General features: G+C 64.8%; 14 protein-coding genes and 1 pseudogene. 7 read left to right on the plus strand and 8 right to left on the minus strand.

Going from position 1 to position 11,453, the window contains the following annotated elements; translation table 11 throughout:
- Positions 1–247, minus strand: a pseudogene (locus Q8N40_RS16610) (hypothetical protein); the annotation flags it as partial.
- 138 nt (positions 248–385) lie between these two features.
- Between Q8N40_RS16610 and Q8N40_RS16615 the strand changes: the two are divergent.
- The 5 genes from Q8N40_RS16615 (at position 386) to Q8N40_RS16635 (ending at position 4,783) form a co-directional block, all read left to right on the plus strand.
- Positions 386–1,309, plus strand: a complete 924-nt coding sequence (locus Q8N40_RS16615) for a metal ABC transporter substrate-binding protein (RefSeq protein WP_305712576.1) — start codon at positions 386–388, stop codon at positions 1,307–1,309.
- A complete protein-coding gene (locus Q8N40_RS16620; protein WP_305712577.1) occupies positions 1,306–2,211 on the plus strand; it encodes a manganese/iron ABC transporter ATP-binding protein in 906 nt (301 codons plus the stop codon). The genes Q8N40_RS16615 and Q8N40_RS16620 overlap by 4 nt, the downstream gene beginning before the upstream one ends.
- Position 2,212: 1 nt before the next feature.
- Positions 2,213–3,082, plus strand: a complete 870-nt coding sequence (locus Q8N40_RS16625; RefSeq protein WP_305712578.1) for a metal ABC transporter permease — start codon at positions 2,213–2,215, stop codon at positions 3,080–3,082.
- A complete protein-coding gene (locus Q8N40_RS16630) occupies positions 3,079–3,954 on the plus strand; it encodes a metal ABC transporter permease (RefSeq protein WP_305321545.1) in 876 nt (291 codons plus the stop codon). Before Q8N40_RS16625 ends, Q8N40_RS16630 begins: the two co-directional genes overlap by 4 nt.
- 121 nt (positions 3,955–4,075) lie before the next feature.
- Positions 4,076–4,783 carry a glutathione binding-like protein gene (locus Q8N40_RS16635; RefSeq protein ID WP_305712579.1) on the plus strand — a complete coding sequence of 236 codons (708 nt, stop codon included), beginning with the start codon at positions 4,076–4,078 and terminating at the stop codon, positions 4,781–4,783.
- Positions 4,784–4,791: 8 nt separating this feature from the next.
- On the opposite strand, the gene Q8N40_RS16640 is transcribed toward Q8N40_RS16635, so the two are convergent.
- Complete coding sequence (locus Q8N40_RS16640; protein ID WP_305712580.1) at positions 4,792–5,583, minus strand: crotonase/enoyl-CoA hydratase family protein; 792 nt, start codon at positions 5,581–5,583, stop codon at positions 4,792–4,794.
- A gap of 83 nt (positions 5,584–5,666) precedes the next feature.
- Here Q8N40_RS16640 and Q8N40_RS16645 point away from each other — a divergent pair, with 83 nt between their 5' ends.
- Complete coding sequence (locus tag Q8N40_RS16645) at positions 5,667–6,272, plus strand: TetR/AcrR family transcriptional regulator (protein ID WP_305712581.1); 606 nt, start codon at positions 5,667–5,669, stop codon at positions 6,270–6,272.
- A gap of 33 nt (positions 6,273–6,305) precedes the next feature.
- Here the strand turns inward: Q8N40_RS16645 and Q8N40_RS16650 are convergent, their stop codons facing one another.
- From Q8N40_RS16650 to Q8N40_RS16670, 5 genes are all read right to left on the minus strand, one after another.
- Positions 6,306–6,950 (minus strand): nitroreductase family protein, encoded by a 645-nt coding sequence (locus tag Q8N40_RS16650; RefSeq protein ID WP_305712582.1) that lies wholly within the window; start codon positions 6,948–6,950, stop codon positions 6,306–6,308.
- A complete protein-coding gene (locus Q8N40_RS16655; RefSeq protein WP_305321540.1) occupies positions 6,947–7,225 on the minus strand; it encodes a hypothetical protein in 279 nt (92 codons plus the stop codon). The genes Q8N40_RS16650 and Q8N40_RS16655 overlap by 4 nt, the downstream gene beginning before the upstream one ends.
- Positions 7,226–7,342: 117 nt before the next feature.
- Positions 7,343–7,546 (minus strand): cysteine-rich CWC family protein, encoded by a 204-nt coding sequence (locus Q8N40_RS16660; RefSeq protein ID WP_305321539.1) that lies wholly within the window; start codon positions 7,544–7,546, stop codon positions 7,343–7,345.
- On the minus strand, positions 7,547–8,488 hold the full coding sequence (locus Q8N40_RS16665) for an aldo/keto reductase (RefSeq protein ID WP_305712583.1): 942 nt from the start codon (positions 8,486–8,488) through the stop codon (positions 7,547–7,549).
- Positions 8,489–8,817: 329 nt separating this feature from the next.
- Positions 8,818–9,633, minus strand: a complete 816-nt coding sequence (locus tag Q8N40_RS16670; protein WP_305712584.1) for a PAS-domain containing protein — start codon at positions 9,631–9,633, stop codon at positions 8,818–8,820.
- A 207-nt stretch (positions 9,634–9,840) separates the two neighbouring features.
- Between Q8N40_RS16670 and Q8N40_RS16675 the strand changes: the two genes are divergently transcribed.
- Complete coding sequence (locus Q8N40_RS16675) at positions 9,841–10,191, plus strand: DMT family protein (protein ID WP_305321536.1); 351 nt, start codon at positions 9,841–9,843, stop codon at positions 10,189–10,191.
- A 174-nt stretch (positions 10,192–10,365) separates the two neighbouring features.
- Here Q8N40_RS16675 and Q8N40_RS16680 read toward each other — a convergent pair.
- Positions 10,366–11,453, minus strand: a 1,088-nt coding sequence (locus Q8N40_RS16680) for a CaiB/BaiF CoA-transferase family protein (RefSeq protein ID WP_305712585.1), incomplete at its 5' end; no start/stop codon positions are given.

Raw genomic sequence — 11,453 nt, forward strand, 5'->3', positions numbered from 1 at the left:
GTTCGCTGAGCCATTTGCGAAGGCCGGCCGGGTCGCCATTGGCAGGCAAACTCGTTGCGATCGACGGGACCGGGATTCCGTCGGACGGTTCTGCGGCTGCCTCGATCATGGACGATGCGGTCAGGACCAGGCCGGCAGCCAACAGTTTTCGCCCGGCATGGCGGCACGCGGAGTGCGATTTCTGCAACTGCGACTTAATTGCAAAAATAGGGTGTACTTCGCCGAACTCTTTGACATGACCTGACATTCTCGCGGCAAAATCCCTATTTGCGAATGGCTCGCAATTAAGATTGACACAGGCGGCGCCGGAGCGCAATCTTTTTGCGACTAAGTCGCAACAGCACGGGAAGGCTGTCGCGGTTCGCGCGGATCTGGAGAACAGGAAATGAAGTTGAAGCCGATGAGCCGGCGGCTCCTGGTAACCGTGTTGGCGGCGGCGTTCGCCGGCGCGGTCTCAAGCGTTCCGGCAGAGGCGCAGACCGCGCCGCGCAAGCCATTTCGGGTCGTGACCACGTTCACGATCATTCAGGACATCGCGCAGAACGTCGCCGGCGACAAGGCGATCGTGGAATCGATCACCAAGCCGGGCGCCGAGATCCACGATTACCAGCCGACGCCGCTCGATATCGTGCGGGCGCAGGCGGCCGACCTCGTGCTGTGGAACGGCTTCAACCTCGAACGCTGGTTCGAGAAGTTCTTCGAGAACGTCAGGCAGGGGCCCAGCGTGGTCGTCACCGAGGGCATCGAGCCGATGGGGATCAGCGAAGGACCTTACAGCGGCAAGCCCAATCCGCACGCCTGGATGTCGTCGGCCAGCGCGCTGATCTATGTCGAGAACATCCGCAAGGCGCTGGTCAAATACGACCCGGCCAATGCGGAAACCTATACCAGCAACGCCGCGGCCTATTCGGCGCGGATCAAGGCGCTCGACGAGCCCCTGCGCAAACGGCTCGCCGCCATCCCCGAGGGCCAGCGCTGGCTGGTATCGAGCGAAGGCGCATTCAGCTATTTGACGCGCGATTACGGGCTGAGCGAAGCCTATCTGTGGCCGATCAACGCCGACGAGCAGGGCACGCCGCAGCAGGTCCGCAAGGTGATCGACCTCGTGCGCAAGAACAGGATTCCAGTTGTTTTCAGCGAGAGCACGATCTCCGACCGCGCCGCCAAACAGGTCGCGCGCGAGACCGGCGCCCGCTATGGTGGCGTGCTATATGTCGACTCGCTCAGTGCCGCCGGTGGTCCGGTTCCCACCTATCTGGATCTGTTGAATGTGACCGTCGAGACGATTGCGAAGGGATTCGGCAAGTGAATGCATCCGCGCCGTTCACCGGCATTGCGCCGGACAGGGCGACGCCCGGCTCCAGCATTTCCGTGCGCAATCTCACGGTGAGCTACGCCAACGGCCTGACCGCGGTGCATGACGCCTCGTTCGAACTCGACCCCGGCACGATCTGCGCGCTGGTCGGCGTCAACGGCAGCGGGAAATCCACCATCTTCAAGGCGATCATGGGCTTCGTGCAGCCGGCGGCGGGGGAGGTGAGGCTGTGCGGCCTTACGGTCAACGAAGCGCTGAAGAAGAACATCGTCGCCTACGTGCCGCAAAGCGAGGACGTCGACTGGAATTTTCCGGTGCTGGTCGAAACCGTCGTCATGATGGGCCGCTACGGACACATGAATTTCCTGCGGATGCCCTCGCGCGCCGATCGCTACAAGGTCGACCAGGCGCTGGAGCGCGTCGGCATGAGCGCCTTCCGTCATCGCCAGATCGGCGAGTTGAGCGGCGGTCAGAAGAAGCGCGTGTTCCTGGCGCGCTCGCTGGCGCAGGAGGGCCGCATCATCCTGCTGGACGAGCCCTTCACCGGCATCGACGTCAAGACCGAGGCCGCCATCATCAGCCTGCTGCGCGAGCTGCGCGCCGCCGGCCACCTGATGCTGGTCTCGACCCATAATCTCGGCAGCGTGCCGGAGTTCTGCGACCAGGTCGTTCTCATCAACCGCACGGTGCTGGCATCCGGCCCGACGGCGGAAGTCTTCACGCAGGGAAATCTCGAGCGCGCCTTCGGCGGCGTGCTGCGCAACTTCCAGCTCGGCGGCACCGCGCTGCATGACGACGCCGACAGCAGGCGGCTCACGGTGCTCACCGACGACGAGCGGCCGGTGGTATTCTATGGCGACCGGGCCGGCGGCCTCAACCATACGAAGCCGGACTGACATGGACGCCTTTTTCGCCGAAATGCTGGCCCCCTTCAGCTACGGCTACATGCTGAAAGCGATGTGGGTGAGCGCGCTGGTCGGGGGCGTCTGCGCCTTCCTCTCGGCCTATCTGATGCTGAAGGGCTGGTCGCTGATGGGCGACGCGCTGGCCCATTCCATCGTGCCCGGCGTCGCCGCCGCCTATATCGTCGGGGCGCCGTTCGCGGTCGGCGCCTTCTTTGCCGGGCTCCTGGCTGCCGGCGGCATGCAGTTCGTCAAGCTGAATTCGCGCCTGCGCGAGGACGCCGTCATCGGCCTGGTATTCACCACCTTGTTCGCGCTCGGCCTGCTGATGGCGTCGATCTGGCCGACCTCGGTCAGCATCCAGACCATCGTGCTCGGCAACATCCTGGCGATCTCGGATGAGGACGTGGTCCAGGTCGCGATCATCGCGGCGGTCTCGCTCGCCATCCTGACGGTGCTCTGGAAGGACCTGATGGTGACGTTCTTCGATGAGAACCACGCCCGCAGCATCGGGCTCAATACCAGGGCACTCAGAATCGTGTTCTTCACCTTGCTGAGCGCCTGCACGGTGGCGGCGCTGCAGACCGTCGGCGCCTGCCTCGTCATCGCGATGGTCGTGACCCCCGGCGCCACCGCCTATCTGCTCACCGATCGCTTCGGCCGGCTGATCCTGATCAGCGTCGCGCTCGGCATGGTCACAAGCTTCGCCGGCGCCTACATCAGTTTCTTCCTCGATGGCGCCACCGGCGGCGTCATCGTCACGCTGCAGACGCTGTTGTTCATCGCGGCCTTCATCTTCGCACCCAGGCACGGCGTGATTGCCGCGCGCCGCCGCCGTCTCGCCGTCGTGGAGGCCGAAGCATGATGAGCGTGGTCGAATGGATATCGGGGCCGCTGGCCTATCCGTTCATGCAGCGGGCGCTGCTGGTGTCGGTGATGGTGGCGGCGGTCTGCGCGGTGCTGTCCTGCTACCTCGTGCTCAAGGGCTGGTCGCTGATGGGCGACGCGATTTCGCATGCCGTGCTGCCGGGCATCGTGCTCGCCCATGTGCTGAGCCTGCCGCTGGCGCTCGGCGCCTTCGCGGCCGGCCTCTCCTGCGCGCTGCTGACCGGTTACCTCAAGGAGAACAGCCGCGTGAAGGAGGACACGGTGATGGGGATCGTGTTCTCGGGCATGTTCGGGCTCGGGCTGGTCATCTTCACCAAGGTCGATACCGACCAGCATCTGATGCACATCCTGTTCGGCAATGTCTTGGGTGTGACCGTGCGGGACCTGATCGAAACCGCCATCGTCGCCGGTGGCACGCTGCTCGTCGTGCTGGTCAAGCGCCGCGATCTGCTGCTCTATTGCTTCGATCCCAACCACGCCCGTTCGATCGGTCTGCCCGTGCGGGTCATGCATTATGGCCTGCTGGTGCTGCTGTCGCTGACCATCGTTGCCTCCCTGAAGGCGGTCGGCATCATTCTGGTCATTGCCATGCTGATCGCGCCGGGCGCCACCGCCTATCTCCTGACCGACAGTTTCGAGCGGATGCTGGTAATCGCGACCGCTACCGCCACCGTGTCGGCGGCATCAGGGACGCTCATCAGCTTCCACATCGACGGGGCGACCGGCGCCTGCATCGTGCTGACCCAGGCCTCGTTCTTCATCCTGGCCTTCCTGTTCGCACCGAAGCGCGGCATTCTCAGGCGAACGCGCCATGTTCCGGATGCGCCGCTTCGGGATGCAGACACCTAGCCAGCGCGGCGATCAATTCGCCGCGATGCCAAACGCCCGCCATTGACTCCGCGCAGGCGCTGCGGTGAACCTCATGCAATCGCATCCAAATCGAGATCCGCGAGCAGGACAGGAACGCCCCATGATCGATCTTTATTACTGGACCACGCCGAACGGCCACAAGATCACGATGTTCCTCGAAGAGACCGGGCTGAAATACAAGATCTTCCCCGTCCAAATCGGCAAGGGCGAACAGTTCAAGCCGGAGTTCCTGGCGATCTCGCCGAACAACCGCATCCCCGCGATGGTCGATCACGAGCCCAAGGGTGGGGGCAAGCCGATCTCGATCTTCGAATCCGGCGCCATGCTGCTGTACCTCGCCGAGAAGACCGGCAAATTCCTGCCGGCCGACTTCTACGGGCGTTACGACGCGATCCAGTGGACGTTCTGGCAGATGGGCGGACTCGGCCCGATGGCCGGACAGAACCATCATTTCCGCAACTACGCCGTGGAAAAAATCAAATACGCCATCGACCGCTACGTCAACGAGACTAACCGGCTCTACGGCGTGCTCAACAAGCGGCTGGCCGATCGCGAATTCATCGCCGGCGAATACTCCATCGCCGACATGGCGAGCTATCCCTGGATCGTGCCCTACAAGAACCAGGACCAGAACATCGACGACTTTCCGCATCTGAAGCGCTGGCTCGAGACCATCCGCGAGCGGCCGGCGACGCAGCGCGCCTACGCCATGGCGAAGGAGATCAATCCGAATTTCGGCCAGCCGGTGAACCGTACCGAAGAAGAGCGCCGGGTGCTGTACGGTCAGACCGCGGCGGTGGTGAGGTAGCGCCACCGTCACCTGCCGCTGTAGACCGGCGGCCGGCGCGCGATCCAGGCGGCGAGGCCTTCGCCAAGATCGTGGCTCGGCGCCATGCGTGCGAATTGCTCGCTCTCGATCTGCAACCCTTCGGCAATCCCCATGTTCAGGCCGCGAGTCACGGCGGTGATGATGCCGCCGATCGCCAGCGGCGAATGGCGGATGATCCGCGCGGCAAGGTCGCGGGCGGCCGGCAACAGCTCGTCATGCGGCACGACGCTGTTGACCAGCCCGATTTCAAGGGCGCGCGACGGCGCGAACGGTTCGCCCGTGAGCAGCAGCTCAAGCGCGCGCTTTCGGCCCGCCAGCCGCGGCAGCCGCTGGGTGCCGCCGAAGGTCGGCGGCATGCCCAGGGCGATCTCCGGCTTGGCGAACATCGCCTTGTCGCTTGCGATGGCCAGATGCACGGCCTCGGTGATCTCGCAGCCGCCGCCGAACGCGATGCCGTTGACTGCGGCGATCACGGGCTTCCGGAAGGCTTCGAGCCGCGACGTCATGGCCTGGCCGCGCCGGACGAAGTCACGGACCGCCGTTTCGATGCCGCGGCGAACGCTTGCCGAAAATTCGGGGATGTCTGCGCCGGCGGAAAAGGCGCGGTCGCCAGCACCCGTCAGGATGACGGCGCGCACCCCGGCATCGACCTCGATCCTGTCCAGCAGTGCCATCAGCCGGTCGATCAATTCGTAGTTCAGTGCGTTGAGCTTTTGAGGCCGGTTCAGCGTGACAAGGGCGATCCTGTCACGGACGTCGAGCAGCACTACATCGGACATGTTTCGTCTCCCAGAATCCACCGGGAGCAACCTAGGAGACGTCCACCATTGTGTATATTCACTGGTCGGTATACATCGGGGTCATGGTGCGACCTCCTGCCGAGACCCGTGAACGCATCGTCGCCGCGGCCAGCAAGCTGTTCTATAGCGACGGCATCAAGAGCGTGAGCGTCGACGCGGTGGCGGCCAGGGCCGGGCTCACCAAGCGTACGCTCTATTATCACTTCCGGAGCAAGGACGACCTCGTCGCGGCCTACCTCGCCGCTCGCGATCAACCCAATCTCGCGCTGTTCCAGCGCTGGTTCGCCGAGACCGAAGGCGGATTGCCCGACAAGGTCGAGGGCATCTTTCGCAACCTCGCCCGCTCGGCGCGGCATCCGAAATGGAAGGGCTGCGGGTTCCTGCGCACCTCGGCCGAACTCGCCAATATGCCCGGCCATCCCGCGATCAGGATCGGCGCCGCGCACAAGAAGAAGTTCGAAAACTGGCTGCGCGTGACTTTTGAAGCCGGGGGGATCGGCGAGGGATTGCGGCTGGCCCGCCAGATCCTGCTGCTGCTGGACGGATCATTCGCCGTCGTTCTGCTGCATCGTGATGCCTCCTATATGGAGACTGCCGGCGAAGCGGCGCGTTCCCTGACGGCGGCGGCACTGCCCGCGCGGCGGAAGCGCGCTATCGCCGGTCCATGACCGATGGCCGCCGGCGCGAGATCCTGGCGCCGGTCAGCCCTTGGGAAAACCGACCGTCTGCGACAGCAGCACCTGATGGTCGTGCTGCAGCCCCAGCGCGTTGGCGATCGCCTCGCGATCGATCCAGGCGCGGATGACAGCAGAGAGCCCGTTGCCCGCGGCGAACAAATAGACGTTTTGTGCGATCGCGCCGGCTGCGGCGGACGCAAAACTCTCGCGGCTTGCGACCGGCACCAGCATCATGCGGCCGTGGTCGGCGACGTAGACGAGGTCGAGCGGCGCCTCGTCGACAAAGTCCTGGTAGCCCGTCACGCGCCGCAGATCGCTGCCCGCGACCAGCTGCAATTCGTTGGCGGCTGCGTCGTAGCGATAGGCGCCGGAGGGCAGTGCGACATAGATGTCGATCTCCTGCGCATGCATCGCCGAAGGCGCGGTGCGTCCGCCGTCCGGGCGGTTGACGCCATTGGCGGCCCACAACAGGCTGGAGAGCATCGGCAGCGGCAATTCCCTGCGCGAGAATTCCCGCCCCGATCGCCGCTTCGCAATCGCCTCCATCAGCGGCATGCCGCCGGCCTTGTCGGGAGCGGGCAGCGCAATCTTCGGCACGGCATCGCCCTGCGCCGGTTTGGGCCGCAACCTCCCCATGGCGCCGAGCGCCAGTTTGGTCAGGGTATTCATCGTAACGGTCTCCCGTCGCGCGTCGCCGCTGCGGAGGCTTGCGCCGGGGCGTCGGAGTCCAGATTGGATTCGATCAGCGCAGCATTGCCCTCGTTGATCATGGCTATCGCGCCCGCGACGTCGGCCGCCCGCGCCTCGAACAGCGCGCATTCCTCCACCTCGCCATCGATCATCATCCGCTGGGCCGTCCTGAAGCGGGCCAACGCGGCGTCGCCCGAGGCGAACGCCTTGAAATCGAAATCCTCATTGGGCCGTTTGAGGCGGACCACGAACATGATGACCTCCCGCGCGCGTCAATGGGTAAACTAAACGCGGAATGGACCAGGGCGGCTTGTTCTATATCAAGACTGACCACCGGAGTGATACGCCGGACCGGTAGAGTAGGGCGTCGCCTATCCGGCGGCCGCGGTCGGTGCCGCCGCCTTGCGCAGACAATCCCGGCACAGGCAATCGCTGCCGTCTGACGGCATCGGCAGGCGCACGGCTTCCTCGCTGCACCAGCACGGCCCCGACAGGCTGCACGAGAACTCCGTGCCGCAGCCGGCGCAGGCGAGGCGGCGCGAGGTAGGCGGGAGGGTCGCTGGCTGGTTTGTCATCTACCCCTTCGTAATCCCGTCGATCTCCGCGATCTCCTCCGCGGTGAGCATCCAGCCGATCGCCTTGACGTTCTGCTCGACCTGCTCGACGCGGGTGGCACCGGCGATCACGCTCGATACCTGCGGACGCGACGCCAGCCAGGAGAACGCCAGTTCGAGCATGGTGTGACCGCGTCTGTCGGCGAACGCCTGCAGCTTCTCGACGATGTCCTCGTTACGCGGCGTGACGTAGCGGTCGCGGAGCGCGGGGGCTTTTGCGAAACGCGTGTCGGCGGGGGCGGCGGCGCCGCGCTGGTACTTGCCGGTCAAAAGGCCGCTGGCCAGCGGGAAGAACGGCAACAGCCCAAGCTTGTATTCCTGCGCCGCCGGCAGCAGGTCCTTCTCGATGTCACGCATCACCAGGCTGTATTCGTCCTGGCAAGACACGAACCGGTTGACGCCCATCTGCCGCGCGAGCAGTTCGGCCTCGGCGATGCGCCAGGCCGGGAAATTCGAGTTGCCGAGGTAGCGTACCTTGCCCTGCCGCACGAGGTCGTCGAGCGCGCGCAGGCTTTCCTCGATCGGCGTCAGCGGATCGTAATCGTGCTGCTGGTAGAGGTCGATCCAGTCGGTCTTCAGCCGCTTCAGGCTGGCCTCGACCGCGGACATGATGTAGCGCCGCGAGGCGCCCTGTTTGGTGCCGTCCTGGCTCATCGGCTTGGAATATTTGGTCGCCAGCACGATGTCCTTGCGGCGGTCGCCGAGCACTTCGCCCAATACGGTTTCGGAGCCGCCCATCCCGGCATAGATGTCGGCGGTGTCGAACAGCGTAATGCCGAGGTCGATCGCCTTGTGGATCACCTTGCGCGAGGTTTCCAGGTCGGTGCGCTGGCCGTAAGTGTTGCAGCCGAGGCCGACGGCGGAGACGCGCAGGCCGGAGCCGCCGAGATTGCGAATATGCATGGAACGATCCTGTGCGGTGGGGGCGCGAAGCGGGCTTGCATTGTGGCCTGCGCGCACCGGGCCCGCAAGATGCGCCGATGTTGCGCCGCGAAGTGCCGCTATGCCATGCGCCGCAACGATCATCGTACGGTGTTGCGCGTGATCGCCTTGCGATCGCGATCGCGGGTATCACAAAAAAATGCGGCCCCGGTCAGACGCGGCGACTGACGGGGACCGCTGGGGGCGTATGATCCGTGACGGGGGGCCCTGATCAGACGCAGGTGGAACATAGCCGGGCTTTGTTACGCTGCCGTGACAGCAGGACTTATCCACAGGGCTTCTTCGGCGGTTTACTCCGCCGCGCGCAAATGCCGGGCGAGATCGCGGTCGCCACCGCCGCGCAGCGAGCGGTAGTAATCGGCGCCGACGGGATCGTCGGTATGGCGCACCAGGTCGGTCACCGGCGTATAGCTCAGCATTCGCCCGCCGTCGGGCAATGCGGTGCAGCTGAACCGCAGCACCTCGCCATCCCGCAGCTTGATGTTGATCGGCGTCGAATCGCCCGATCGCATCATCTCGGTGCGTCCGGCGATGAAGTGACTCAACTCGTCCTCCGGCAGCTCGAAGGCGCCGGTATCGCGCCCATGATACATCAGCGCGATGAAGGGCGGCTTCGAGTCGGCCTTTTCGTCGGGTAGCGAAAAATAATGGCGGAAGGCGCGGTTGATGAATTCGGCGCGGGTGTCCGCATCGAGCAGCACGATGCCGATGTCGACCTGGTCGAGCGCCGCCCGCAGCCGTTCCGCGGTGGCGTGATGTCGGCGCTGCGAGGCGAAGGCGTCGATCCATTTCCGGCGCAAATGGCCGGTCATGATGGCGGTGCCGGCCGCCGTGAGCGCCAGCAGCAGCATGCGGGCCAGGTCCGACATGTCGTAGCCGGGCGTGGCGCGGTGGTTGAGGAAGAACAGCGCCGACGCGGCCACGGCGATGGCGGCGCTGGTCAGCCCGGAGGCGGTGCCGGAGATCGAGGCCGCGAAAGCCACGATGCAGACGAACAGCGGCGCGGGATTGGGAACGGCAACCAGCGTGCGGTCGACGACGAAGGCGATCAACGCCGTCGCCATCGTCAGAGCCGGACCGCAAACTGCGCGCCAGTCGAACTGCATGCTCGCTCGCTCTCGTTGCCCCGAGGGATAACGGCCGCAGCATGACGCATGGTTGCAACAGCGGTGGAATTTCCCGTTGCATGCCTAAAATGCGGTTGATCCGGCAAGAGCGGATTTCCGAACCCTTTATTCAAATGTTATTCGATTGTCCGAGAAACGGGTTCTGCGCTGATGTGTTGGACCTTCGGATATTTCGAGAGGACATTCATGACCACCATTTCGCCAGCCGTATTGCCGATCCTGATGCTGTTTGCCTCCAATGTCTTCATGACTTTTGCCTGGTACGGCCATCTCAAATTCAAGGAAAGCTGGCTGCCGGCCGTCGTGCTGGTGAGCTGGGGCATCGCGTTCTTCGAATACTGGCTCGCGGTGCCGGCCAATCGCTGGGGCAGCGAGGTCTATACGGCGGCGCAGCTCAAGACCATTCAGGAGGTGATCACGCTGATCGTGTTCGCCGCTTTCTCGGTGCTGTACCTGAAGGAGCCGCTGGGCTGGAACCACGGAGTGGGTTTTGCATTGATCGCGGCAGGCGCGTTCTTCATTTTTCACAGGTGGTGAAGTCGGATTGCTGAACGGAATTCCGCCGCTGCGCTCCCTCTCCCGCTTGCGGGGGAGGGCTGGGGTGGGGGTCTCTCGACATACTCCGGCGCAAGCGGAGAGAATTCCCCCACCCGCCGCGCTTTGCGCGGCGACCTCCCCCGCAAGCGGGAGAGGTAAGAAGAAAACCGCCGCTCACACCACCTCACGCGCGCGCAGATCGGCGATCGCGTCGGCGCCGTAGCCGAGCGAGGCCAGCACCTCGTCGGTGTGGGCGCTGAGTTCGGGCGCCATGGTGTCGAGCCGGCCGCCGCCATGGGCGAGCTGAAAACCGCTGCCGGCGAAGCGCAGCCGGCCATAGGGCGTATCGATTTCCTGAATGGCGCCGCGCGCCGCGATCTGCGGGTGATCGATCACCTCCTCGATCTTCCAAATGCTGGCGCAGGGCGCGCCTGCCGCCTCCAGGATCTTCTCCCACTCGCGCGGATCTTTCTTTGCCAGCGCCTGTTCGATGATGCCACGCAGCGCCGGCTCGTTCTCCTGCCGCGCGAACCAGTCGGCGAAGCGCGGGTCTTCCAGGGCGTCGGCCCGGCCGAGCGCCGTCATCAGCGCGCGGTATTGCTTCTCGCTGTTGACGGCGAGCAGCAAATAACCTTCGCCCGCCTTGAACAGATTGGCGGTCGACCGGCGGCTGACGGCCTGGTTGCCGGAGAGTTGCTGACGATGGCCGGCGACGGTGTAGTCCGCCACTTGTCCCGACAGAAACGCCAGCGATGCCTCCAGCATCGAGACGTCGACCAGCTGGCCCTTGCCGGTATGGGTGCGCTGGAACAGCGCGCTGGAGATGCCGAACGCGGCGGTCGCACCTGACAGCACGTCGCAAACGGCAAAACCGGCGCGCGTCGGTCCGGTCTCCTCGTGGCCGGTGATCGCCATGATGCCCGACAGCGCCTGGATCTTGCCGTCATAGCCGGCGCCCGACCGTTCCGGGCCGGTCTGGCCGAAGCCGGAGACGGCGCAATAGATCAGTTTCGGATTGATCCCTGAAAGCGCGGCGTAGCCGATGCCGAGCCTGTCCATTACGCCGGGACGAAAGTTTTCCATCACTACGTCGGCCAGGCCGGCGAGTTGTTTGACGATGGCGATCGCCTCCGGCTTTGAAAGGTCGAGCGTCAGGCTGCGCTTGTTGCCGTTGATCGCCTGCCAGCCCGGGGCAAGGCCGCGATCGGCCCATTCGCGGCTGAGCGGGGTGCGGCGCATGTCCTCGCCCTCGCGGCGCTCTA

The organism is Bradyrhizobium sp., from assembly GCF_030693485.1.
Taxonomy (GTDB): Bacteria; Pseudomonadota; Alphaproteobacteria; order Rhizobiales; family Xanthobacteraceae; genus Bradyrhizobium.